General features: G+C 72.9%; 13 protein-coding genes. 6 read left to right on the top strand and 7 right to left on the bottom strand.

From position 1 onward, the window contains the following. Positions 1–90 precede the first annotated feature (90 nt). Positions 91–885 carry a hypothetical protein gene (locus ACFWI4_RS01855; protein WP_387189754.1) on the top strand — a complete coding sequence of 265 codons (795 nt, stop codon included), beginning with the start codon at positions 91–93 and terminating at the stop codon, positions 883–885. 31 nt (positions 886–916) lie between these two features. Here ACFWI4_RS01855 and ACFWI4_RS01850 read toward each other — a convergent pair whose 3' ends face one another. Continuing rightward, positions 917–2,473, bottom strand: a complete 1,557-nt coding sequence (locus tag ACFWI4_RS01850) for an ABC transporter substrate-binding protein (RefSeq protein ID WP_387189751.1) — start codon at positions 2,471–2,473, stop codon at positions 917–919. Then, positions 2,470–4,584, bottom strand: coding sequence for a hypothetical protein (locus ACFWI4_RS01845; RefSeq protein WP_387189748.1), 2,115 nt, complete (start codon positions 4,582–4,584; stop codon positions 2,470–2,472). The genes ACFWI4_RS01850 and ACFWI4_RS01845 overlap by 4 nt, the downstream gene beginning before the upstream one ends. A 472-nt stretch (positions 4,585–5,056) precedes the next feature. Here ACFWI4_RS01845 and ACFWI4_RS01840 point away from each other — a divergent pair, with 472 nt between their 5' ends. Then, a complete protein-coding gene (locus ACFWI4_RS01840; protein WP_385393666.1) occupies positions 5,057–5,263 on the top strand; it encodes a hypothetical protein in 207 nt (68 codons plus the stop codon). A 105-nt stretch (positions 5,264–5,368) separates the two neighbouring features. Here the strand turns inward: ACFWI4_RS01840 and ACFWI4_RS01835 are convergent, their stop codons facing one another. After that, a complete protein-coding gene (locus tag ACFWI4_RS01835) occupies positions 5,369–8,482 on the bottom strand; it encodes a hypothetical protein (protein ID WP_387189744.1) in 3,114 nt (1,037 codons plus the stop codon). Continuing rightward, entirely contained in the window at positions 8,479–13,800 is a 5,322-nt protein-coding gene (locus tag ACFWI4_RS01830; RefSeq protein ID WP_387189741.1) for a hypothetical protein, read from the bottom strand. The genes ACFWI4_RS01835 and ACFWI4_RS01830 overlap by 4 nt, the downstream gene beginning before the upstream one ends. Positions 13,801–13,990: 190 nt before the next feature. Between ACFWI4_RS01830 and ACFWI4_RS01825 the strand changes: the two genes are divergently transcribed. Next, positions 13,991–14,653, top strand: coding sequence for a hemopexin repeat-containing protein (locus ACFWI4_RS01825; protein ID WP_385393659.1), 663 nt, complete (start codon positions 13,991–13,993; stop codon positions 14,651–14,653). A gap of 38 nt (positions 14,654–14,691) precedes the next feature. On the opposite strand, the gene ACFWI4_RS01820 is transcribed toward ACFWI4_RS01825, so the two are convergent. Further along, entirely contained in the window at positions 14,692–15,468 is a 777-nt protein-coding gene (locus tag ACFWI4_RS01820; protein WP_387189739.1) for a polysaccharide deacetylase family protein, read from the bottom strand. A 199-nt stretch (positions 15,469–15,667) separates the two neighbouring features. Here ACFWI4_RS01820 and ACFWI4_RS01815 point away from each other — a divergent pair, with 199 nt between their 5' ends. Then, on the top strand, positions 15,668–16,102 hold the full coding sequence (locus ACFWI4_RS01815; RefSeq protein ID WP_387189736.1) for a VOC family protein: 435 nt from the start codon (positions 15,668–15,670) through the stop codon (positions 16,100–16,102). Between the two features lie 282 nt (positions 16,103–16,384). Then, positions 16,385–19,051, top strand: coding sequence for a glycoside hydrolase family 5 protein (locus tag ACFWI4_RS01810; RefSeq protein ID WP_387189734.1), 2,667 nt, complete (start codon positions 16,385–16,387; stop codon positions 19,049–19,051). A gap of 127 nt (positions 19,052–19,178) precedes the next feature. Here ACFWI4_RS01810 and sigJ read toward each other — a convergent pair whose 3' ends face one another. Further along, on the bottom strand, positions 19,179–20,117 hold the full coding sequence (sigJ, locus tag ACFWI4_RS01805) for an RNA polymerase sigma factor SigJ (protein WP_387189732.1): 939 nt from the start codon (positions 20,115–20,117) through the stop codon (positions 19,179–19,181). A gap of 176 nt (positions 20,118–20,293) precedes the next feature. On the opposite strand from sigJ, the gene ACFWI4_RS01800 reads away from it, so the two are divergent. Beyond that, on the top strand, positions 20,294–20,944 hold the full coding sequence (locus ACFWI4_RS01800; protein ID WP_387189730.1) for an LUD domain-containing protein: 651 nt from the start codon (positions 20,294–20,296) through the stop codon (positions 20,942–20,944). 54 nt (positions 20,945–20,998) lie between these two features. Here the strand turns inward: ACFWI4_RS01800 and ACFWI4_RS01795 are convergent, their stop codons facing one another. Then, a complete protein-coding gene (locus tag ACFWI4_RS01795) occupies positions 20,999–25,276 on the bottom strand; it encodes a glycoside hydrolase domain-containing protein (RefSeq protein WP_387189727.1) in 4,278 nt (1,425 codons plus the stop codon). Positions 25,277–25,431 lie beyond the last annotated feature (155 nt).

The raw sequence follows: 25,431 nt of genomic DNA, 5'->3' as shown, positions 1-25,431 counted from the left end.
TCGTCGGGCGGGCCCGTGCGGACGCCGTACCGCCGTGCGTCCGTACGCCCGCACGCGCATCCCTGGAACCCGCAGACCTCGGAGGATCCTGTGACACTCGGCGAAGACACACCCGGCACGGTGGCCGTCCGGTGCGAACGGCTCGTACCGGGCGACCCCGACTGGCTCCAGGACTTCCACCGGGCGCACTCCATGCTGCTCGCTCCGCTGGCCGCCGCGGCGGAGCGAGAGCCGGCCCACCTGCCGGACGGCGTCGACCCGGTGGCGGCCCTCGCGGCCTGGGAGTCTCTCCGTGCCGCGCTCCCCGAAGCGCTGGGCTCGCACGTTCAGGAGTCCGCCGGTGACCTGGCCGGACCCGGGGAAGGCACGGAACGTGCGGACGCAGAGGGGCCGGCGAGCGACCGCGTGCACCGGCAGGCCGTGGAGGAGCGCGACCGGGCCGCCCGGGGCAGTGGCCTGCGGGCACCCGACGGACGCGAACACATACCCGTACACCTGGTGGAGCTCTCGACGGGCGACCTGGACGCGCTCGCGGCGCTCCTGGACCGCCTGACGCGGGTCCTCGCCGAGCGGTTGCCCGGGGCCGCGCTGCTGGACCGGATCGCCGGGCAGCACCCGTATCCGCTCGGCCCGTCCACGGGGTCGAGCCTCTGCGGCCATCTGCGCGTCCTGCTGGACACCCTGCGTCCCGAGCCGGCGCCGGAGGACCTGGCGCTGCTGCGGCCGCTGCTCGCGCCGGCCGCGCGGGAGGACGCCGGTGAACCGGTCCCGCGCGTGCTGACCGCCGAACAGGAGGCCGCCTACATGCGCTTCGCGTACCGCGTCGCCGAGGCCGTCTGCCCCGGCGACCTCCGGGAAAGCGCGGCCTTCGCCTGGCGGTACTGACCGTGTCCTCCATCCTCCGGCGGCCGACCGGTCAAGTGCCGTTCGGGGCCGTGCAGTCGGCCTCCGGGGGCTTTCCGTTCGGCCAGGCCAGCGCGACGAACCGGGCCGTCCTGGAGTCCGGTTCCAGTTCCACCACGGCCAGCGCCTTGTCGTAGGGGTTGCCGTGGCTGTCGAGACAGATCCAGCCGCCCGTCCCCTCGACCTTGTGGGCGGAGTGGATCAACTGCCAGGTGCCGGCGACGTCGGCGATGCTCGGCACCGTCTCGGGACGGTCCGTCGGGTGACTCCCGGAGAAACTGAGACGGATGCCCTGGATCGCCGTCCACACGGTGTCGTACATGACCATCGTGCGCGAGTCGGTCAGGTCGGTCGGTCCTATCGGGCCGACGGGTCCCCTGGAGGCCCGGTCGACCAGCGTGACGAGCTGCTTGACGTCCTTGGCGGCGCCGCCGTCGACGCGCTTGCCGGTCCACATGTCCGGGTGCGCGAGCGACACATAACGCACCGTCACCTTCTTCTTCAGCGCGGTCCACTTGAGGTCGGAGTCGGACAGCAGGGCGTTCGCCTCGGAGCCGGTGACGAGGGTGAAGGGCCGGGAACAGCCGCGCTTTCCCAGTCCGTTGATGAACTGCTGAAGCTGGGTGTAGCGGCCGGCGAAGTAGATGGTGTCCGCGTCCGACTGGCAGATGTTCTGGATCACGATGTCGAAGACGTTCGAGGTGTTGCCCGGGTCGACGATGTCGGCGGGTGAGGTGAAGGTCTCGGGCGTGTGCCGGGCCGAGGACGCGGTGATCCGCTCGAAGGCGTGCTTGAGGGTGCTGATGTAGTTGTCGTCGTCGCGGCTGTCCTCCACGACCACGGCCTTCTCCGCGCGGTCCCGGCCCGGGTAGGCCGCGAGCGCGTCGGCCTCACCGGTGTTCGTCGGGACGGTCCTGACCAGCCCCGGGTAACGGTCGGGCGCCTGCTTGTCGTTGGCGAGGTCGTCCGCGGTGATGGCGCCGCCGACCACGGGGATGTGCAGATCCCGGGTGAGGTGGGCGATCGTGTCCTTGGTGGCCGGGACGCTCCGGTCGAATCCGGTGACCGCGCGGAGGTTGTCGCTGGACGAGGCCGCCATACGGGCCAACTGCCCGGTGACACGAGGCCAGTCGAAGCTGTCCGAGCCCGGGTTGGCGAGCACCAGCCGGATCTTGGGGGCCTCCGACTCGTCGTGGTTCGCGTGGTACTGGGCGAGGTAGGCCCCCTGGACCTGGCGCAGGATCCGGTCGGTGTCGACCGCCTTGGTGAAGCCGGTCATCGGGACCATCACCGCGACGGTGACGTGCGGATGGCCGTCGACGGCGTCGTTCTCGGTCTTGATCCGGGCCGAGACCTCGTCCAGCCACGGCGCGTAGCTGAACGCCCCGTCGGTGACACCGGTGCACTCCCCGTCCGGTGTCCTCTTGTGCACGCCCTCCGCGCAGGTGAGATCGGGGCGGGTCATCATCCAGCCGCCCCAGACCGCGCCCACGACGACGGCCACGGCCGTCACCAGGACGAGCGCCCTGGTGAGCCGCCCCATACCGGCGAAGCGTTCGGCGATGCTCACGCGTTCCCTCCCTGTCCGCAGTCCAAGTCCGGTGCCTGCACGCCCAGTCGAAGCTGCCCGGGCCAGCCGAGCCAGGCCCGGCGCAGTACGCCGTCGGTGTCGGCGGTCTCCTTGCGGAGAGCCTCCAGCTGTGCCTCGATCTCGGCGATGTGGCCCTCGTCCGGGACCGCAAGGGGGGAGGACTGCGCCCACAGCGCGTTCAGGAGCCGGGAGATGGCCAGGTGGACGCCCGCCGCGTTCGGGGCCGCCGCCGGATCGCCGCAGGACCCGCAGGCCGCTACCGCCGGTGCCTGGGCGCCGGCCGGCCGGTCCGGTGGGCGGGGGGCCGCGCAGACCACGTTCAGCACGGCCAGCCAGTCGGAGAGTCCGCCGTCGAGGAAGCGGCGGTGCAGGGCGTTGCCCACCTCCGCCGAGTCGCCCAGCGCCAGCGCGTGGTGAAGGTACTTGGCCTCGACGTCGACCGGGTGGGGGCCGTCGCCGGGCAGCGGGTGGAGGTCTCTGAGGAAGCGGTGCAGCCGCCCCCAGTCGGCCCAGGACGTCTCGGCCCGCAGGAGCAGCAGCAGAAGGTCCCGCAGGGCGCGGTCCGCCACGAACGGGGCGGCGGTGTCCACCACCGGCCAGCGGTACGGGACCGGGTGGCCGGCCGCCACGTACGCCAGGGTGTCGTCGACCCGGTCGACGGGGTCGGTCTCCGGCCGGTGGGAGGTCAGCAGGCCGATGGCCGCGGTCCGGTCGAGCGCGGTGGCGAGCAGCCGCAGCCGGTCCAGCACGGCCGGGTCCATCCGCAGGGCGCCGCGATCGGGCGAACCGTGGCCGGGGAACAGCTGGTTCACCAGCTCGCGCAGCAGCCCGGCGACGGGCCCGGTGCCGTTCGGCGAGCGGAGCTGATCGACGATCGGGCCCAGCCCGCCGCCGGCGTCGTCGTAGGCGTCGAGCAGGGCGGACGCGACCCCGGCCCGGTCACCGCTCAGCCGCTCGACGAGGAGCGGGAGGCCCGGCGGGTAGAACCTGGTCCCGAGCATCGTCTGGATCTGCCGCCGGCCCACGCGTGGCAGGCCCATGCTCACCCACGGCCGGTCGGGGGCGGGGTCGGCGGTGAGCGGCGACGGGGTTCCCGGCGTGCCCCGGCCGGTGACCACGAACACCGGGTGCGTGGCGGCGCGGCGGCCGTCCGGCAGGTGGCCGAAGGCCTCCTTCAGCGCCCTGGTGAACCGGTCGCCGGGCAGGGCGTCGATGTTGTCGATAAGCAGCAGCGGGCGGGGGACGTCGTCCATGCGCCGCCACAGGTTGTAGTGATCGTCGATGTCCGCGAGCAGGGCCGCGGTCAGGAGTTTCTCGGCCTCCTCCCGCCGCTGGTCGCGGTACTGGAACGCCTGCCCGAACCAGTACAGCTTCTGCACGGGGTCGCCTTGGTACCGCAGTTGCTGGAGCCGCTCGTTCCACCAGTGCAGGGCCGCCTGGTCGCCGCGTGGGGCGAAGAACGCCTCCCGCGCGCTCGTGGCGGCGGTCTGGAGCAGGGTGTCGGCGCCCGGAGGCATGGCCGTGACGGCGGTGGCCACGGGGGCGAGGGCGTCGAACCACTGGCGGAGGAGCTCCTTGCGGCGCCCGCGGTCGGCGCTGTCCGCGGTGACGACGGCACGCAGCCGCTCCATGCGTTCCATGAACAGCGCGGCGGGGTCCTGTCCGTCACCGGTGGGCTCCGGTACGGCGGTCGCGGTCAGCCAGCTGGTGACGACCAGCAGTCCGAGCGGGAGCCGGCGGAACTTCAGGGTGGACCTGAATCCGTCGCCCCCGAGCTGGAGGTGACCGGACAGCAGGTACAGCAGACTGGTCAGATGGGAGGCGTTCGGGCGGTCGTCGCCGGGCAGGTCGCCCAGCCCGTCGAACCCGAAGGCCGGTGCCGCCAGGTCCGCGCGGACCAGTGGCACCCGGTTCAGATAGCTCGCGGCGAGCTCGTCCAGGAGGGCGGTCTTCCCGCCGCCGCGTCCGCCGACGAGATGCACGACGGGCGCGCCGCCGCGGTACGGGAACCGCCGGTTGTTCTCCCGGCCCAGCCCCACCAGCCGCGGAACGAGGTCGTCCAGAACGGCTTCCTGCCCATAAAGCCTCACGTGCCCGGTCTCCCTGTGCCTCATAGTCGTCGGACGTGTCGGGGAGATTCGGGTGAAGTGGGCTGATTGTGCTGAATTCTGTGAAGTTGATGATCATTAGTGCGCTGAACTGATCCCCCTGTGACAGCGATACCCAGCCGCCCGTGGCGAAATGCGGCCGATGGTGCCGCCGTGAGCCGGGGAGGTCCCTGGTGGGAGCCGCGGGCGGAGAGCCCGGCCGGCACCAGTGTGGCCGGATGCACATCGTCCGCCGGCGAGGGATCCGGGTACGGGCGAACAGCCGCTCCCGCTCGACCTGTTGGGCCCTGCGACGGGTGGGACGACCGCCCCGCGCCCGTTGTGCCACGGGCCGTCGGGCGTGCGCCGGGACCACCGGTGTCCCGAGCGGCACCGGAGGGGGCCCGGAGGCCCGTACACTCGGCAACCGCCTCCGTGTCCGGCGCGAGGCCCCGAGAGGAAGGACGCGTTGTCCGTGTTCCAGGAAGCCCCGATCTACCGCCAGCTCGTCGCGGAGCGCGGTGACGTCCCCGCGCAGGTCCGAGGTGAGGCCGAGCGGATTCGCAGCGACCTGCAACGGGTGATGCCGCCCCTGCGGAACTCGGCGCCCGCCCCGGCCGAGAGCTCCTGGACCGGCGCTCCCGCCGGCCTGGCCCTCCCGCCCGGGAACCAGCAGGGCTGATCGGCCGTACCCGGCCGCGCCCGCACTCCACCGACTCGACCGCCCGGAAGCCCACGGCTTCCGGGCGGCTGTCGTGATGGCGCGCGACCGATGGGGGGCTCTGCCCTAGGGCGGCGCGTGACCGTTCACGGCCGCCTCGGTGACCGGGCTGCGCCGGCCGAGCGGGTCGACGACGACCAGGGCATAGCGGGCGTACGCCGGAACCGGTGCGGCGTCCTGCCACGACAGGGCGTCGGAGGCGAGGGACAGGACCGCGAGCTCCCGCGGCACGCTGTCGGGCGTGCCCCGGTAGATCTCCAGCCGGTAAGGGCCGCCCGACGCGGGGTGCGTCACCGGAAGGCCGCTGAGGGCGAGCGTCACCGAGCCGTCCGCCGCCGTGGTGAGCACCGGAGCGGCCGGAGCCGCGGGCGGACCCGGCGGAACGAGCAGGGACACGGCCGGCAGGGACGGTTCGCTCCAGATCCCCTCCGCCGCGTCCCCGATCGCTCCCCACACGGGTTCCACGCCACCGTCGACGGGCACGGGGGTGGTCCCCGGCGGCAGCGGCGGCTCCGGTGGACAGCGCACCTCGGCGTACCAGTCGGTGGGCACGAACGGGCCGAGCGCGCTCGCCGGAACCGTCACCCCGGCCGTCCACGGCGCGCCGCCGCCCGGTGCCGTCAGCTCCCCGGTCGTCCACACCGGCGCGAAGCGGCGGTCGGCGCCGGTACGGGTGCGGCGGATCCGGAACTCGGGCGTGCCGCCCGCCGCCGCGGCGAGCAGCTCGGGCCGCAGACCTCGGGCCCGTACGGTGAGGGCGACGCCGCCGTCCGCGGTGGTCACCGCGTCCAAGAGGGGCGGCTGCGGCCGGTCGGCCCGGGGGACGGCGACCGGGACGAGCCCGCACGTCGCGAACGGGGCCTCCGCGCCCCCGGCCGTCAGCGGCACGATCCGCAGGAACTGGACGCCGCGCAGTCCTCCGGGAAGCCGGGTGGAGAAGTGGATCCTGCCGTCGGCCTCAGGCGTGCCGCCGGTCTCCCCGAGGAACGTGAACACCCCTTTGTCGGTGAGGCTGCCGCCGACGGCGTGGAGCAGCTGTGCCTGCGTGGCCCGGACGGGGCCGTCGGGGAGCGTGACGGGCGGGACGAGCGACCCGGCCAGGCGACGCGCGTCACCGAGGTAGACCCGGTAACGGGCGGCGCCCTCGCACGGCGGCCAGCGCAGCGACAGTTCGGCCGTGCCGGTGGAGTCGGCCCGCGCGGTCCAGACGAGCGTCGGCGAGGTGGGCACGTTCCGGGGCGCGCGGGCGTCATGGGCGGGCACGAGGACGGTGGACCGCTCCGACTCGGTGCCCTCGGCGTCGACGAACCAGGAGACGACCGGCACCCGGCGCTGCTGACCCACCGCGAACGCCGTCGGCCGGGCCTCCAGAAGCACCTCCTGGTTCTCCGCGACGGACTGGACCGGCAGCGCGATCCCGTCGGCCTCGACCCGCAGTTCGCGGACGGGCACGCTGCCCGGGGCGGTGTGCCCGGAGTCCGGGACGGCGCAGCGCAGCCGGAGCGTGCCCGGGACGCGTGGCCCGCCCGTCCCGTCGTCGGCGTCCGCGGCGAAGTACGCCTCGATCACGGGCGGCGGCGGGGCGGGCCGGGCGGGCAGGGGCGCGGTGAGGTCTGCGCCCTCGGACCACTGGCCGAACTCGTCGGCGCCCCACACCCGCCAGCTCGCGCCCTCAGGGTCGGCGGGGACCGCTGTGTCCGCCAGGATCCGGCGGTTGTTGCCCGCCCAGTTCGGTACGAGCGCCAGCGCACGGCTGACGTAGCCCTGGCCGAAGGGCGGCTCGAAGCGGTGCAGCGGCGCGGCCGGTTCGGGAGCCGTCCGGACGTATCCGACCATCCCGCGGGCCGGCTCGTCGCCCAGGGACAGCGTCTGCCGCCAGCTCTCCGGTCCGGGCCGCCCGGGATCCGGCCGGGGGTTCCACGCCCCCGGGGAGCCGACGGCGAGCCGGAAGGGGTCGGGAGGGTCCTGCTGCGCGTCGCCCGGGGCGACCGCGAGCGCCAGGAGCGTACGACAGCTCCAGGGGCCGGACTCACCACCGTCCACGGAGGACAGGCCGGCGATCAGGGCGGGCGCGTCGGGGAAGAGATCGTCGAGCGTCCGATCCAGGCCGCCCGGCGGTGCGAGCGCGGGGCCGAGCATGTCGCCCAGGGTGACGGGGCCGGTGAAGGCACTGCCCGGTTCCCGGACCACCCGCTGCTCCTGCACCGCCCAGCGGGCCGCGATCAGCCAGACGTTGCAGTCCTCGACCGGCCCGGTGGCCTCGTACGGAACCAGCGTCGCCAGCCCGAGATAGCGGGCCGTCTGCGGGTCCACGGACATGGTCAGCAGCGAGGCCGTCACCGGGGCCGTGGCGCGGCCGGTGCGCCCGTCGTCCAGGGTGAGCGGATCGCCGAAGGAGGTGAGGGCCGGGGCGGTGGCGGGGTCGCTCCAGCCGGCGGCGAGCCAGGGGTCGATCAGCTCGGGCCCGATCCTCTCCATGATCCTGTCGGTGTCCGCACCGGGATCGGGCCCGGAGGGATCCGGCCCGTACGTGTCCGGCGGGCCGAGCCGCGGAGGGACGGCCGAGGCGACACGGTCCCGTGCGGCGTCCCGCGGAGGGGTGCCGGGGTCCGGGGCGTACCAGTACGGGGGCAGCTTGACGGGCAGTCCGAAGATCTCGGGGCGCAGGTCGCCGAGGCCCGAAAGGTTCACGTTCGACTGCCGGACTCCCCGTGTCCCGTCGATCGTTCCGGCTCCCGTGGCCCGCAGCCGGACGACGGGTGTGTGGCCGAAGCGGAAGTACTTCGAGGTACGGGTGGCGATGACACGGTCGCCCCCGCCGGCCGTGCGGTGTGCGTCCAGCAGGTCCACCCGCAGCCCCCGGTCGTCGGGCACGGAGACCTCGGCCCAGATGTACGGGTCGTCGGCCGGGCTGCCGAAGAGCGTCCCCTCGGCCCGCCCGCCGGCCTCCTCCAGCTCGAACGGGACGGACAGCCGCCGTCCGCCGGCGTCGCGCCAGACGACCGGCATCGGCTCCGTCTCGACGCCGGTCAGCCGCCACGCGGCGAAGGGGTGCAGCGGGAGTCCGAGCCAGGGACTGACCCGCACCCGGAGGTGGAAGCCCTCGGCGAGCCAGGTCGTGTCGCTCACGGCGAGGGCGCTCGCCCGGAACAGGGAGGGCTGGGCGACCGGAGTGCTCATGGCAGGTCCTCCGCGAATCCGGGCGTCGCCGTGACGGGGCAGACGACGTCCGCGGTCGTCGCCGTGGTGGCGGCCTCCAGCGGTACGTCCTGCACCGTCACGGACAGGGCGAGCGGTCCGGACGGCCGGAACGGGTCGGCGGTGAGGAAGAGGAGCCGGTCGCCGGACCCGCCGCGGATCACCGTCTCGAAGGTGTGCGTGCCGCAGCGCAGACCGCCCACCCGCAGCCGGCCGCCGTAGCCGCCGATACCGAGGGAGTCGGTCCGGTGGACCGGTTCGGGTGCCTCCACCAGCACCCCGTGCAGGGCCCAGGTCCCGCCCCGGTCCACCCACAGGGCGCTCGTGCGTCCCGAGTCGACGGGCGTGGACCGGCCGATCCCGAGCCGCACCAAGGCCTGTTCGAGAGCGCCGTCCGCCGTGGTGTCGCCCGGCGCCTGCGGCACCCGCACGGCCGGCAGATCGCCGGCGAGCCCGCCGCCGGTACCGTCGGGCGTGAACCCGAGGTCTTCGAGGAGCGCCGCGGGACCGCTGTAGCGTGAGGTGCCGAAGATCCCGCCGAGGATCTCCGCGCCGCCCGTGTTCCCGGTGCCGCCGGAGTCGCGGAACGGGAAGGCCAGGGAGAGTTCGTACGTGCTCCGCGGCTGGAGCGCGGGTCTGCCGCCCGCCGTGGCGCCGGGCTTCGGATAGGCGCAGGCCCCGAATTCGCCGAGCGCCTTCTGGAGCAGCTGGTCCGCCTGCGGCTGCGCCTCCGAGACGACGGTCTTCCACAGATGCAGCGCCGCCGGGAAGGACTGCTCCTCGAACGGGTCCGGGTTGCCCTTGGTCGGGTCCGTGCGGCGGACCCGGACGATTGTGTCGTGGTCGTAGGCGGCCGCGAGGGCGGGCACGTGGTCGACCTCCAGCTGGACGCCGACGGGGTCGCCGTGGAACCAGTCGGCGGTCCTGTCGCCGGGCAGCCAGGACAGGACGTAGCGCTGGAGGTAGACGGGGTCGAAGCGGTCGGTCCGCTGGTGGACGCTCGGGGCCGCGACGAAGGCGTCGTAGTGGGCCTCGGCCGCGGCGCGTGAGGCGGGCGTGGGGGGTGTCGGGCCCTGTACGTACTGCTCGCCGGCGCTGGGGGCCGGGCCCGACATGTCGGCGGTGCGGAACCAGTAGCGGTCGGTGTGGTGGACGAGGTTCCCGTCCTTGCCCTCGCGTCTGCCGCGGCCGTCCATGCCGACGTCGACGCGGTAGACGGTGGCGGGCCGGAGCATGGGCCGCGGTGTCACGTTCGCCGCCTTCGCCGCCGCGGTGCTCCCGGCCTGAAGGCCCGCGGACGTGGCCGACTCGGCGGTGTCCCAGGCCGTTCGGGTGACGGCCCGGAGTCCGAGCACCTGGGGGGCGAGCGCGGGGTGGTAGCTGAGGGCGACTCCCGTGTACGGCGCGCCGTCCCGCAGCTCGTAGCGCCGTACGAACGTGTCGCCGAGTCCCGGTCCGTCGTCCGCGGGCGTGTACGGGAACGGCGTCGACGAGCCGTCGGGTGCGAGCAGCCGGACGTCCATCCGGTCCGCGAACCCGTCCGGCCAGAAGGGGAGTTGCAGCAGCAGGCACGGCTCCTGGAGCTCCTCGGAGAACGCGAGGAAGACGTCGAACCACACCTCCCCGACCCCGGGGGCGCTCTCGTCCGGGTCGCTGTCGAGCGGCAGCCCGTCCACGTGGGGGAGGGCGAAGGCGCCGGTGAACGGGCGCTCGGGCGTGTCCAGTTGCTCCCCGAAGGAGACGGGGGTGCCGAGCCGCAGGGGGAAGGTGTACGGGTGCAGGCCCGCGGTGGTGTCGTCCAGCGGGAGCCGGCCCCAGACGGCGTCGGCGCGGGCGTCGAACACCGAGGCGTACGCGCCGGTCGCGGGTTCGGTGGGCAGCCGCCACGGGGTTCCCGGACCGGTCCGGTCGCCGAGTTCGCCCAGTGCCCATCCGGGGTCGGGCTCGTACCGGGTGCGGCAGCGGTGCGCGATCTTCTGGGCGGGGTTGTTCGGGTCGAGGGCTCCGCCGTCCGCGAGTTTGCGGGTCCACAGGGCCGACTCCCAGGTCAGCAGGGCCAGTTCACGGGCGCCCCGCTGGCCGGGCGCACCGGCCTTGATGTCCTGCCAGGCGGCGTCGAGCGGTCCCGCCACCGGTGTCTCGGCACCGGTCGCCGGGTCGACCGCGGTCAGGTCGAGCGAGGTGAGGGTGTACGTGTGGCTGATCCGGTCGTTGCCGACGACACCGTCGCCGATCTCCGCGGCGGCCCAGGCGAGGCCGTCGGTGAACGGGCCCGGCCCGAGGCCGTCGGCCGGTCCGCCGGTGAACTGGAGCAGGGGGATGGCGTCGGGCCACACGGTGGGCAGGGAGTCGGTCGGCGGCCGGGTGTCCGAGCGCACGGCGTCGGCCGTCCTGGTGTAGCGGTGGTCGGCGAGGCCGACCGATTCGAGCGGCCAGTCGACCGGGTCGGGGATCGTGTCGCCCTTCGTGCCGAGTTCGACGCCGGCACAGCCCTGGAGGCTGAAGAAGAACAGGTCGACCTCGCCGCACACCTTGAACTGGACCCAGGTGTCGCCGAGTTCGGGTGCGATCTGGAAGGTCACCTCGGCGCTGGCGCCGATGGAGACGGGTCCCAGGTGCAGACTGCCGGAGAGGTGGCCGACGCCGGCCAGCAGCACCGGGCGGGTGCCGAGGGCCAGCAGGACGGAGGCGTTGACGTCGACGTGGATGAGGGGGATGCCGTACCGGGCGGTGAACCCGGCGCCGAAGCCGAGCGAGAAGCCCGCCGGTGACAGCGCGGGGTCGCCGCCCAGGCGCGGGATGCCGTCACCCTCGACCATCAGATAGGCCCAGGCGCCGATGGGGAAGAAGTCCGGCAGCACCCGTACCTGGAGCGGTCCCGGACCGCGGCCCAGTACGTCGTCCGAGCCGAGTCTGACGTACCAGTCGCGTCCCCGGGCGGGGAAGCGGGCGCCGAAGGGCGCGTCGGCGGTGAACAGGACCGGCACCTCGTAGTGCGCGCGCAGCGCGGCCGTGACGCCGTCGTCGTCGACGGTGAGCGCGCCGACCAGGCTGCCGCCGGCCGACGGCGGTCCCAGGTCCTCGGTCATGCGCACCCGGGGCGACAGGAACCGGCCCTGGAGGGAGGCGCGTACGGCCACGTCCGGCAGTCCGATCACCAGGACGCACTTGGCGCTGAAGGTGAAGCCGAGGTCGGGCGCGGTTCCGACGACCGCGCCGAGGCCGAACACGCTGCCGTCGGCACAGGTGTAGGCGTCGGTCCGGAACGGGTCGAGGCCGAGCTGGAAGAGGACCGGATCGACGCCGGGGCCGGGCCGGGGCAGCGCCGCGTGGACCCCGAAGACGCCGCCGAGTCCGTAGAGGCCGAGTCCGCTGTTGCCGAGGGGGATGGGCCCCGGCAGGTCGGTGCGCAGCGAGAGAACCAGCTGGTTCACGCCCGACCCGCAGGGCTTGTACGTGAGCGCGGCGGCCGTGGCGATGTTCAGCGGGACGATCCGCGCGGCGAGGGCGAGGTCCAGCTGCCCCGCGCCCAGGGAGGCCCGGCCCTCGCCCTCGAACAGCCCGGGCATCTCAAGCGCCGCGTCGAGTCCGCGCAGCTGCGGATGCAGGGCGCCGCTCGGGGAGAGCGTGACGCGGACGGTCGCGCCGCTGACCTTGACCGGGCCGAGGTCGAGCGCGAAGCGCAGATCGATCTCGAACCACTGGGAGCCGTGGCCGGAACGGCTGCCGAGCACGTCGAAGAGGTCCTTGAGGGTTCCGGGCGAGTCGACCCGCCAGCCTCCGGGGTCCTCCACGTCCAGGTCGGCCTCGCCGTACGAGAGGTGGAAGCGTTCGAGCCCGGACTGGGCGAAGTCGACCAGCAGCCGGACGTCGCGATAGCGCAGGCGCATCGGGACGTCCGGTTTCATGCCGATGCTCATGAACCCGAGGTCGATGTTCTTGACGAGCACGTCGACGCTGTAGTCGACCCGCAGACAGAGCTTGGTCCCGGCGGGGGAGAAGCCGGAGTCCACCTCGACGGCGTGCACGGTGACCGTGCCGTTCTCGGTGAAGGCGCTCAGCCCCACGGCCGCCACGAGCAGCGCGTGGAGGGTCGCCCCGAAGCCGTCGTACTCGGGCTGCTGCGCGGTCGGCGGGTCGGCGTCGGCCATGAAGGCGGCGGCGACCGCGGCCGCGGTGACGACGACCATGCCGGCCGTGCCGGGACCCTTCACGACGAGCAGTCCCTGATCGCCGTCGGCCTCGACGATGAGCCCGAAGTCGAAGTCGCTCGTGCCGGACCTGCGGGTGAAGCGGCCGGTGACGCGCAGCGGGCGCCCGCCGAGCCACTCGATCGATCCGACGCCGGGAGGCCCCGGTGTGATGTCCGGGCTCCAGGAGACGCGGATCTCGATCATGGCCGGGAGTGCCGTGGCGAGCGAGGTGGCACCCGGGTCGTCCCAGACCACGGTGGCGTCGAAGGCCGGGCGTGATCCTTCGGCCGGGACACGGGCCTCGGTCCGCCCGTACAGACCGACGGGTGTGCCGAGATCGAGGTCGACGGGGATCGGTCCCGCACCGACCAGAGGAGTGGTCGCGGGCAGGAAGAGCTCGGCTCCCCGGAGGGCGATGCCCTGCCAGCCCGGCGTCTCGGAGGGCGGCGGCCCGCCGGTCCCGCCGGTCCCGCCAGTGCCGCCGGGGGCGGGCGGGGGTGCGAGCGTGGGCGAGGAGTCGACGGTGAGGCCGCCGGGCAGACGCAGTCCGAAACCCTGGCCGCCCAGCAGGAAGGCGGCCGGGGCCGTACCGACCGTCAACAGGCCCTGCCCGGCCGCGTCGAGGGCGACGACGCCCTGCCGGGCGACCCCGCCTGCGCTGCCCTCGATCCGTACGGCCAGCGGATCCGTGCCGTTGAGCGTCAGGGCGACGCTGCCGCCCGCCGGGTCGGGGACGAGGCGCTGCTCGCCGGTGACGGGGTCGGTCCGGACCGCGGCCGGACCGCAGGCGGCCGGCAGTTTCAGCAGTCCGCTCGCCGGTATCAGGTCCAACTCGAAGCCGGTACGGGCCGCCACCGGTCCGGTCAGCCGCAGCGTGAAGGGGATCGCGGGTCCGAGCGGGCTGACGGACAGCCGGGCGAAGCCACCGGCGGAATCGTCGGCCGTCGCCTTCAGCGTCCCCGAGAACGGACCCGTGACGGGCCCCGTCGGTGCCGCCGGATCGGGTGCCAGATGATCGAGGATCCCGCGTATCTCGGCCGGAAGGACGATGCGGGACAGAGCGTCGGGGAGGAGCGGTTCGAGGAAATCGAGCATCGTCACGGTCACGACAGACCTCTTCGTAAAACCGGCACCTAGGGAAATGCTGCGCTTCCGCCGGGTGATCCGCAACCGTACGGCGGATCAGACGCCTGCGTTTGGCGGACCAGACACCTGCGTTTGCGTGTCCTGTTGCGGGAGAGAACCATGGATCGCAGGTGAACGGCAGCGAATTGACGCCTGCAAGAGGGTGCGTGCCATGGGAGCCAAGGTCTACTTCATCAAGGGCGACAGCTATGCGCGCTACGCGCTGGACCCTGATCCCGGAACCGTGGAATACGTCAAATCGATCGGCGCGAACTGGGGCAGCATGGCCGTGCGCGGATTCGGCCAGGGAATCGACGCCGCCGTGAACGACGGTGCGGGATACGTGTATTTCTACCAGGGCGGCAACTACGTCCGTTACGACATCGCGGCGAACAACATCTCCGACCTGGTGGGTGAACCGCCCTATCCGTGGCCGCTCACTGACGGGTGGTCTAACTTCCTCACCGGCACCGGATTCGAGAACTACATCGACGGCGCCCTCGACGTGGGAGACGGCACGTGCTGGTTCTTCCACGACGACATGTGTCTGCGCGGGGACGCCTCCAGCGGCATCATCACCGGCCCCGACCCGATCGCCTCCCTGGCGCCGAGCCTCGACTACGCGGGACTCGGCTCCGACATCGACGACGCGGTACGCCTCCCCAACGGCAAGGCGTACCTCTTCAAGGAGGACATGTACGTCCGCGCCGACCCGCTGACGCTCACGGTCGACAGCGGCTACCCGCTGACGATCGCGGACGAGTGGGTCGGCTGGCCGTCGACGTTCACCGCGCGGGACTTCGACGCGGTGTGGATCAATCCGAACCACCCCTGAGTCCCGGGCGCCGAGGGGTCCCGGCCGCCGACGGATCGTCAGCGCACGGGGAACCCGAAGGTGTGACCCTGCGACTTGAGCCAGGGAAGGAGCCGGCGCAGGGCCTGGACCGTCTCGGAGCGGTCGCCGCCCGCGTCGTGGAAGAGGAGCGTCGGTCCGTTCGGCAACTCCCGCTGGACCGTGGCGACGACGGCGTCCGTGCCCGGCCGTTCGAAGTCCTTCGAGTCCACGTTCCAGCCCAGGGGCCGCATGCCACGGGAGGCGGCCAGCTTGCGGCTGTAGGGGGTGAAGGCCCCGCCGGGCGCCCGGTAGTACATGGGCCGTACGCCCCCGGACGCCTTGGTGATCATGCGCTCGGCGCCGAGTATCTCCTGCGACTGGTACGCCTCGGACTTGGTGTCCATGGCGGTGTCGTGCGAGACCGAGTGGTCGCACAGCCGGTGGCCTTCCGCGACGACCTTCTTCACCAGGTCGGGGTGGGCCTGGGCCTGCGTGCCCACCATGCAGAAGGTCGCCTTGACCCCGTACTCCCGCAGCACGGCCAGTACTTGGGGGGTCCACACGGGGTCAGGGCCGTCGTCGATGGTGATGTTGACGCCGTGCGGTCCCTTGTCCGAGGCGTGCACGATGGTCACCGCCACCGCCGCGGGTTTGGCTCCGGGCAGCCCGGCGGACGAGGAGGGGCGGGGCGACGAGCCGTGCACGGCGCCGGCCTGCGCGGTCCACATCGAGGCACCCGCGGCCAGCAATGTCACCCCGAGCGCCGCCCCGGCCACCTTGCCGTACCAGCCCCGCCTGCTGCCGTGCCGTGCCATGTCCGCCCCACTCTTTTGCAGTTGCCCGGTCGCCGCCCGACCACCTGGCAGGACGAGCGGAGGCCGCCGGGGGATCCGCCTGTTACCGATCACGGACAATTCCGGGAGGGTTCCAGGACAATACGGCGCGCGGAGCGGGGCAATAGGGCCGCTCGATAAAGAAGTTGAGCGGTTCGGCTCCCCTCAATACGGTGACCCGATGTCATCCATCAGGCAGGTCCAGGTCACCTTCGACTGTGCGGAACCCGAGCGTGTCGCCCGCTTCTGGTGCGAGGTGCTGGGATACGTCGTGCCGCCGCCGCCCAAGGGGTTCGCCAGTTGGGAGGGATTCAAGGCTTCCCAGTCGCCCGATGACCGGGATGCGTGGTTCGTGTGCGTCGATCCCGAAAACGGTGGACCGCGCCTGTATTTCCAGCGCGTTCCCGAAGGCAAGGTCGTCAAGAACCGGGTGCACCTCGACGTACGGGTCGGCACCGGACTCGTGGGTGAGGAACGTCTGGCCGTACTCGAGGCCGAATGCGCGCGACTGGTCGCGCTCGGCGCGGTCCATGTACGCACCCTCGTCGCCGACGAGGAGAACGAGTCCTGCATCGTGATGCAGGACGTCGAGGGCAACGAGTTCTGCCTCGACTGAGGTCACCCGTCCCGCCGTGTCCTCCTTGTGATCCGGCACCCGTGGCCCCGCCGCGCGGTGCTTCCCGGGCGTTCACCGCGCGGGGGCGAGACGCCTCCGCCGCGGTGATTCCCCAGCCCGGAGGGCGAGTTCGGACCTCCGGGTCCGCCCCGGCCCGGGAACACCGGCGGAGCGAGCCCGGGCCACCGCGCCTCCCGGACCCGGCCGGCGGCACGTTACCCGAAGAAATTCCTGCTCACAGGCCTTCCGCGTGGCCTTCGCACTGCTCTATGTTCTCCATCCATGCTCCTTGCCGATGATCAGCGCGGCGGCCGTCGGCTCGGCCTCACCGCCTCTCTCACCACCGCGGTCGTCCTCGCGGTTCTCTGCGCCGTTCTCGGTTACGCCGACGGGACCGGGCTGTTCGCTCCGGAGAACTGGCCGGACGCGGGGTTCGTCCCCCGCGACGCGGTCGGCCCCGCCTGGGCCACCGTGGTGTTCCTGCCGTTGCTGATCGGCGGCAGCGCGCTGGCCGTCCACCGGCTGGTCCGCGCCGCCGCCCCCGCGGCACGTGCGTGGTGGGTCTTCGGCGCCGTCTGGTCGAGCCTGGTCCTGGCGGCGTTCCTCGCCAAGCTGGTCTACAGCGTGCTGCTCCTGGCGGTCGCCGGGCCGGGCGGGCTGCATCTGTTCCCGACGGCCGGCGCGCTGCTCGCCGAGTGCGGGATGACCGGTGCCAAGTACGCCGTGTTCGGGCCGCTGGTCGCGGGCCTGGCCGCCGCGGCGTGCCGGATCGCCGTGGGCCGCGTTCGCGCCGAGGGCGCCGAGGTCACCGAGAACGGGAAGGACGACGCGCGCGGTGAAGGCGGCGCGCGGACGGAGAGCGACGAGCACGCGGAAAGCGATGATCGCGGCGCGGGCGGTGGACGCGTCGCCGCAGGAACGGGCCGCGGTCTGGCGGGCGTCGCGGGCATCGCCGGGTTCGCCTGGCTCCCGGCAGGCGCTGCCGTCGCGCTCCAGGCGGCCGGCGGCGGCTTCGCCTGGGCCTCCGGCCCCGTACCCGGCGGCCTCGGTACGGCCACCCTGCTCACCGGGGTCACGGCGGTCGTCGCCGGCATCGGGCTCTGGCGCCGCGTCGTCTCCCCGGGTCTGACCCGCGCCGGCACCGGCGTGACGCTCTGGTCGCTCGCCACCACGCTCACCGCCGCGGGCGCCGTCGGGTTCGCCCCGCTGTGGCTTCTCGACGGCTTCCTGAACGGCTTCGGCGGAGCGCTCTTCCCGGTCGCGTCCGTGCTCGCCCACCTCGCGCAGGGCGTGACGGCGGGCGTGTGCGCGGGCGTCGTGTGCCTGCCCTGGGTCGCCGAGCTGGCGTGGCGGCGCCGTACGGAGCCCGCGGCCGAGCGCGGCGGCCTCGCGCTCGCCGTCCGCTGGGCACCGCCGGTCGCGATCGCCGCCGTACTCGCCCTCGCAACCGGCACCCTCGCACCGGGAACGGTGATCGGAGTGGCCTCCGTCGACGCGCCGACCCAGCCCGCCGCCCTCGGGGACCGGACCGGTCTGCTGCCGCTGACCGTGCTGCGCCAGGACGGCGAGGACCCGGTGATCGGCGACAGCACGGGGCGCCAGGTGCTCCTGCGCGGGGTCAACGTCAACCAGCTCATCGACTACGGACAGCCCGACCCGGCCAAGCCCACGGTGTGGCCCCCGGAGGACTCCGACTACGCCCTGATGGCCCGGTACGGGTTCGACGTCCAGCGTCTCGCCCTGTCCTGGTCGGCCCTGGAGCCGAAGCGGGGCGTCTTCGACGACGCCTATCTCGCGCGGGTGCGCACCGCGGTCGACCAGGCCGCCGCCCACGGCATCCACACCGTCCTCGACATGCACCAGGACACCTTCTCGAAGTACGTCAGCGCCGCACCGGGAACACGGTGCCGCGCCAACGCCTCACCGGAGTTCGGCAACGACGGCGCCCCGAAGTGGGCGACCCGCACCGACGGCGCCAAGGCCTGCGGCTTCCTCGGCCGCGACCTCGCCCCCAACGTGCAGCAGGCGTTCACCAACCTCTACGACGACACCGACGGCATCGGCACCGAGTTCGCCCGCGCCTGGGCCCACCTCGCCGACAGCTTCGCGGACGAGCCCGCGGTCGCCGGCTACGACCTCCTGAACGAGCCCGGCCCCGGCAACGCCCCGGGTGTGACCTCCTCGATCCTGCTCGGGCGCCTCTACCAGCAGGCGATCACCTCGATCCGGACGGCGGAGTCGAAGGCGCCGGGCGGCTTCCACCACCTGGTGTTCTTCGAGCCCTCGATCCTCTGGTCGGGTCTGGGCTTCGACACCACCCCGCCCGCCGGGTTCGCCGACGACCCGCTTCTCGTCTTCTCGCCCCACCTGTACAGCGAGTCGATCACCATGGACCAGGGCCTCGGCGTCACCCTGACCTCGGTCGAGCAGGGCTACACGACCGCCGAGCGCACCGCCCGCGCGTACGGGGCACCGCTGTGGTCGGGCGAGTGGGGCTGGTTCGGGGAACCCGACGACTTCCGCGCCCGGTTCGACCGCTTCCTGGAACGGCAGAACACCGACGTGCTGGGGTCGGCGATCTGGGTGTGGAAGAAGGCCTGCGGTGATCCGCAGAACGACCCCGCGGCCACCACCTCGGGCGGCGGTGTGGTGCTCTACACCTGCCCCGACGGCAAGCCGCTGCCGAGCCCGGCCCACGAGATCACGGCACTGTCCCAGGCGTACCCGCGCAGCGCTCCCGGTCGGCTGACCTCCCTGCGCTCCTCCCTCACCGGGCGAGATCTGCGGCTGGCGGGCACAGGGACCGGCACCCTGGACGTGTGGGTTCCCGGCGCGCCACGGCCCGAGGCCGAGCAGCGCGGTCTCACGGATATCCGGATGGACCGGCAGCCCGGCGGCTGGCGGCTCACCGCGCGGACCTCCGGTCACTACACCCTCCGCGTGGCGTAGGGACCGCACACCCTCCACGTGGCACCGGGACCACCGTCGCCCGGCCCCGCCTCGGGGGCGGGCCGGGCGACGGTCCAGAGGCTGCTTCTACCGGCGTCCAGGGCGCTCGACCGATGGTCCGGGGGCTTCAGCCGACGGTCCAGCGGCTGAGCTTCTCGGGGTTGCGCACCACCCAGATGTGCCGGATCCGGTCGCCCGCGACCTCGAAGCCGAACACCGTGACGGTGACGCCGTCCTGCTGGGCCACCAGGCCGGGCCGGCCGTTGACCGTGCTTTCGAGCAGCGTCATGCCGTCGGCCCTGCGGCGGGCGAGTTCGGCCCAGGCGTACGCGATCCGCTCGCCGCCCTCGATGGGGTGCAGGAAGGTCGCGGCGAGGCCGCCGCCGTCGGCGACCGCCGTCGCGTCGGGATCGAGCAGGCCGATCAGGGCCTCGATGTCCTGGGCCTCCCACGCCTCCTTGAAGGCACCGACGACACCCGCGTGCCGGCCCGTCACGGCCGGGGAAGGGCGGGCGGCCCGCACCCGGCGGCGGGCCGAGGAGGCCAGCTGGCGGCAGGCCGCGGGCGAACGGCCGACGACGACGGCCACTTCGGCGAACGAGTGGCAGAAGACGTCGTGCAGGACGAACGCGACACGCTCGGCCGGGGTCATCGATTCGAGCACGACCAGGAACGCCAGGCTGACCGACTCGTCCAGCGTCACCCGGTCCGCGGGGTCGACGCTCGCGCCGCCCGTCCGCCCGCTGATCCACTCGTCGCGCCCCGGCAGCGGCTCGGGAATCCACTCACCGACATAGGTCTCGCGCCGCACCCGTGCCGAACCGAGCACGTTCAGGCAGACGCGGCCGGCGACCGTCGTCAGCCAGGCGCCGGGGGACTCGATGGCGTCCTGCTCCTCGCGGGACAGGCCGTACCAGCGGGTGTACGTCTCCTGGACCGCGTCCTCGGCCTCCGTCAGCGAGCCCAGCAGCCGGTAGGCGAGATTGACCAGATGACGCCGCTCGCTCATCACCGCGTCCAGGCCCGGACCGGGCCGGCCGTCCTCTGGTTCGGATCGCGTGGTCATGGTGCCGACAGCTCCCTCGGTCGTATCCGCTCTCACCGGTACGACAGGACAGCGCACCGGAATGTGAGGTCCGCGCCGCAGCCCGCCTCGGGCGGGGACCTCACATTCGGCCGGGCTGCGTTGTCGAACGGGTGAGACCGGCACATCATCCAGCGGACAGGAAGACCGGAGACATCATGACTGCCTCGACACCGGCGACGTCGTCCAGCACCCCGGCGGCACCGTTCACGACCCCGGCGACCGACGAGCGGCTGGAGCGGGTGGCCGCCGTGCTGAAGGAGAAGAACTTCGACGTCGAGATCCTCGACGACGCCGCCGCGGCGCGGGCCCGCGTCAAGGACCTCGTGCCCGAGGGCAGCTCCGTGTTCACCGCGGCCAGCGAGACCCTGCGGCTGTCCGGGATCGACGCGGACATCAACGACAGCGGGCGCTACGACTCCGTCAAGGCACGTGGGCAGGTCATGGACCGCGCCACCCAGATGGCCGAGATCTGGCGGATGCTCGCCTGCCCCGACGTCGTGGTGGGCAGCGTCGTCGCGGTCACCGAGACCGGCTCCCTCGTGGCGGCCTCGGCCAGCGGAAGCCAGCTCCCGGCCTTCGCGGGCTCGGCGCCCCGCGCGATCTGGGTCGTCGGGGCGCAGAAGGTGGTCCCCGACCTGGACACCGCGCTGCGCCGGCTCGACGAGTACTGCGTCCCGCTGGAGGACGAGCGCGCCAGGAGGGTCTACGGGGTGCCCAGCGCCCTCAACCGCCTGCTCGTCCTCAACGCCGAACCCCACCCGGGGCGCGGTACCGTCCTGCTGCTGCGCGAAGCCATCGGATTCTGATCCGGCGGCACCGGCCGCGCCTGCCCGCGCGCGGCCGGTGCCCATGGGCGCGGATCAGGAGACGGTCGCGCTCGTGCCGGACTTCCCCCGCTCCGGTCCGGGCAGCGGAACCAGCTGCTCGGCGGCGAGCGTCAGGCTCCGGGTCCGTGCGTCGACAGCGAGCTGGGTCACGCCGTCGGCGTCCAGGAGGGCGCGGGCCGCGGCGAGTTCACGCTCGAACACCCCGAAGTCGATCGTGTCGTAGCGCTCCGCGTCACCGGAGAGTCCCGCGTACCGGTCGATCGCCTCGCGCAGGCCCGACGTGTCCGCTGCGGTGGGCGCGTCGACGTGGTCGAAGGTGATCCGGCCCAGGTTGGCGACGTAGGGGTGCGAGGCGTCGGGGGTCGTCACCAGCCGCAGGTGGACGGCACGGGTACCGGTGATCGCCCCGGGCAGCGTGAGGCTCGCCGTCCCTCCGGACGACCAGGCGGCTCCCGTGACGGGCAGCGGGACCGTCGCGTACGGGGTCCCGGGGGCGGCCGCGTCGAAGGAGGCCAGGTAGATCTGGACGGCCGAACCGGTGCCGCAGCGGGCCGAGTTGTTCACATAGGTCAGGGTGACGGTGTTCTTCGCGGTGGTCCCGAAGTCGACGTCCCCGTAGTCGAGCCAGGCTCCGTCGTAGGTGCCGCCGAGGTCGGTGGCGGAGCCCGCTCCGCTCCAGCCGGCCGGCTCGCTCTTGAGGCCGCCGCCGCTGCTGGAGCGGAACGCGGTCGCGTCGAACGCCACCGGGGAGGCCTCGTCCGGCGAGAACCGGTACCAGTCGAAGTTCGACACCCAGGACTGACCGGCCGGGGAGTGGAACACGAAGGTCGCGCTCGACGCGCCCAGGAGGGCGTCCGGGTCGGTGACGGCCGCCCGTACGGTGCTGTAGTACTGCCAGCCGCCCGTCCCGGGGAGCTGGACGGTGGCCACGAGAGGGCCGTCGGCGGCACCTGCGTGGATGTCGACGCTGCTCGGATTCGCGCTTGTCGCCTGAGCGTTGGCGTAGCGGACCGAGACGCTGCGCGGTGCGGTCCCGTCGAAGTCCAGCCGGGTGAACCGTTCCCACGATCCCTCGGTGACACCGCCGAGGTCGCCGTCCGAGTAGTACGCCTCGCTCACCAGCGAGGGGCCCTCCTTCTGGTCCGGGTCCTCGGCCTGGAGGACGGCGTAGCCGCCCTCGTCGATGGTGAGCGCGTCGGCGGCCGACCGGAGCGTGTCGTCCGCCGCCATGAGCGTGCCCGTCGCTGAGGAGGTGTCGGCGAGGACGGCCTGCGCGCGGTCGAGCGCCGACCGGAACACCTTCCAGGAGCCGTCGGAGTAGTTCGTGCCGCGCACCAGCACCGCCTGGCCGACGAGATCGCCGAGTTCCTCGCGGTGCAGCGCGGCGGCCGACAGGAGGAGCGGTTCGGTCGGCGACACACCGGTGCCGCGCAGCGTCGAGGCGGTCACGCCATGGCGGTATGCCGCGTCCCGGAACGTGATGCCGATGCGGGCGTCGGTCCGTGCCTTGCCGGTGAGGGACAGCCGAGCCGTGTGCGACCCGGTGACGCGGAGGTCCGCCTTGACCCCGTCCGGCAGCCCTGTGACGGTGGCGGCCCCGGTGCCGGTCAGGCTGGTTCCCCCGCGGGCGGCGAACGACGCCCGCCCGGAGAGGGTGAGCCGTACGTCGCGGTCGACGGAGCCGTCCGCCGTCGTCTCGACTCCGGCGGGGCGGGCCGAGACGACGGTGCCGCCCTTGCCCGCTCCCGTGCCGTCGCCCGTGCCGCCCGCACCGGTGTTCAGCGAGAACGCGGGCCGTGTACGGGCGCCCCACGCCGAGGGCCGGGATCCCATGGTGAAGTCCAGGGTGCCGCCGGAGACGATCCGGCCGTAGTCGAGCCAAGTGTCGGAGAAACGCCTGCCGTTGAGCTTCGCGCTCTGCACGTAGTAGTGCTCGGGCGACACCCCGTGGGCCTTCACCGTGAACCGGGCGCCACTGGCGTAGCGGATCGTCGTGGAGTCGAAGAACGGGCTGCCGATCTGGAACTGGCTGGAGCCCGCGGTCACCGGGAACAGACCGAGGGCGGCGCCGACGAACATGGTCGACATGGTGCCGGCGTCGTTGTCCATGGTCGGCAGGAAACCCTTGGGGGAGAGCTTGTAGACCTGGGTCCTGACCGGCGGACGGAACTCGCCCCCGGAACTGGGGACTTCGTTCGAGGAACCCGTCGCGATGTAACGGTTCCAGGTCGAGCCGGTGTAGATGGCGCGCACCCACTTCTGCGTCAGGCTCGGCTCGCCCACGTAGTTGAAGAGGTACGGGGCCTGGAGGTCGATCTCGTTCGCGTTGGAGTGCAGCATCGTCGAACCGTCGTCGGCGCCGGAGTCCTCGCCGAACATGTGCTCCACGGCGGCCCTCCCCGCCTTCGCTCCGCCCATGGCCTCGATGAGACCGCCCATGTCGTAGGCGTCGTACCAGTGGTACTGCCAGAGCGTTCCCTGGTAGAGGCCGGCCGCCTCGAACCTCTCGTAGTCGGCGCTCTGCCAGTCGCCGTTCGCGGCGCGCGGGGTGAGCAGGCCGACCCCGGTGCCGTCGGCCGCGGTCCAGGCGCCGGACTTCACGAGGTGGTCGATCGCCATGGTCGACTGCGCCCGCAGATTCTCCGCGTCGGCGGTCCTGCCGAGCGCGTCGGTGATGACGGAGAGCGCCCACTGGTCGTAGCCGCGCTGCACGGTCGTACCGGGATCGCCCGCGATGTACCCCTGCCGCGACTCGGCGTCGGTGTAGGACCCGGTGTACGTCACCAGCGCCGGATACGCCTCGTCGAGCCGGTCGAAGTCCTTGTACCCCTTCGACAGGGCGTCGGCCACCAGCACGGCCGAGCGCTCCCAGCGGACGGTCGGGACCGAGTGGGTCAGGGCGCCCGGGTTCTTGCCTGCGGCGTGCGCGTCGGCGAACAGCTCGATGAGCGACTGCACCATGTCCCGGTACGTCGGCGGGTCGATGTACGCCTCGACCGAATACTTCCTGAAGTCGTCCCAGGTGGACCAACCGTCGTAGTACGTATAGCCGTTGGTCCGGTGCACCACCCCGTCCACGCCCCGGTACGTGCCACTGGTGCTGGTGGCGTTCACCGGCAGCGCGTACATGCGGTACAGATGCGTGTAGAACTCCCGGGTGAGCGTCGACCCGGGGTCGGACGTCGCGGAGGCGTGTACGTCGACGGCGCCGAGCGCGCGGTTCCAGTCCGCCCGGGTCCGGTCGCGCGCCTGGTCGAAGGTGAGCCGGCCGACCTCGTTCCGCTGGTCGGTGGCGGCCTGTCCGGCGCTGACCGGCGACAGCGTGATGCGCAGTTCCACGTCCTGGCCGGCGGCCGGGTCGAACCCGAGGACCACGCCGGTGTCGGCGCCCTCCTGGCCGGTGGCGTCACCGAGCTTGCCGTCGGCGCCCCAACTCCTCAGCGAGGTCACGGGGATGTTCGTGGTGGCGTCGTAATACAGCTGGTACGAGGCGCCGTTGAACGACCCCGCGACGAGTCCGGTGATCGAGGTGGTCCCGTCGGGGAGCGTCGTCGCCTTGAGAGTGGAACGGGTGCGGCTGGTGAAGTTGTCGGCCAGGTCGAGGACGAGTTCGGGGTTCGCTCCTGAGGGGAAGCGGTACCGCTCCAGTGCGGTGCGCGTCGTCGCGGTCATCTCCGCCTCGACGGTCCCGGAGTCCTGGGTCACCGAGGTGCCGGTTCCGGAGACGGACCCGAGACCCGCCCGGTAGTACCCGGGGGCCGCCGTCTCGTCGTCGTGCGTGTAGGTGTGGGCGTACGTGCCCGGGGAGGGCCGCTTGTCGTACCGCACGGAGGTCGGGACGACCAGCAGGTCGCCACCGCCTCCCGAGCCGCCGACCCCGTCGAGGTCCGTGGCGGTGAACCCGGCGATGTGGTTCTCGTCGTAGTCGTACCCGGAGTGGTTGCGGCCCGGCGTGGTCATCGGGTTGACCTTGGCCAGACCGTGGGGTGCCTGCGCGCCCGGGAGGTCGTTGCCGTCGTCGCCCGCGGTCGACACGAACGGGTCGACGAGTTCCGTGTAGTCGGTGCCGGCCGACGGTCCGCCCGCTGTCGCGCCGGACCCGGCGGAGGCACCTGACCCGGCGGATGCCGAGGACGCCGCGGACGACGTGGCGAGGGGCACGGCCGCGGCCGTACCGCCACCCGCCGCGGTGGCGAGGGCGAGCGCCCCGGCGAGCAGTCCGACGGCCGTGGCGCGCAGCGGCCGGTGACGTCCGGCGGCGGCCCTCGGCGGGAGCACGGGGGGCAAGGGGATGCGGGTTCTGATGGGCACGAGACCTCTCCAGCGTCGCTCATTCGCACGCAGGGGTCCGGCCTGGCGGGCAGACAACGTTGTCGGCCCGGGGTACCGGGCGTGCGACCCGGAGTGAGAAGGCGGTGGACACACAGGATGGCAGCCGTACGCCGGATCGCACCCTGTCGTGTTCA

It is taken from the genome of Streptomyces sp. NPDC127038 (assembly GCF_042725875.1).
Classification (GTDB): domain Bacteria; phylum Actinomycetota; class Actinomycetes; order Streptomycetales; family Streptomycetaceae; genus Streptomyces.
The sequence above is the reverse complement of the archived record's forward strand: the minus strand, read 5'-3'. Positions and strand labels throughout refer to the sequence as shown.

Coding starts and splice junctions, on each gene's coding strand:
- ACFWI4_RS01835 (WP_387189744.1), bottom strand. CDS start 8,482: ATGAGCACTCCGGTCGCCCAGCCCTCCCTGTTCCGGGCGAGCGCCCTC.
- ACFWI4_RS01825 (WP_385393659.1), top strand. CDS start 13,991: ATGGGAGCCAAGGTCTACTTCATCAAGGGCGACAGCTATGCGCGCTAC.
- ACFWI4_RS01820 (WP_387189739.1), bottom strand. CDS start 15,468: ATGGCACGGCACGGCAGCAGGCGGGGCTGGTACGGCAAGGTGGCCGGG.
- ACFWI4_RS01815 (WP_387189736.1), top strand. CDS start 15,668: ATGTCATCCATCAGGCAGGTCCAGGTCACCTTCGACTGTGCGGAACCC.
- ACFWI4_RS01810 (WP_387189734.1), top strand. CDS start 16,385: ATGCTCCTTGCCGATGATCAGCGCGGCGGCCGTCGGCTCGGCCTCACC.
- sigJ (WP_387189732.1), bottom strand. CDS start 20,117: ATGACCACGCGATCCGAACCAGAGGACGGCCGGCCCGGTCCGGGCCTG.
- ACFWI4_RS01800 (WP_387189730.1), top strand. CDS start 20,294: ATGACTGCCTCGACACCGGCGACGTCGTCCAGCACCCCGGCGGCACCG.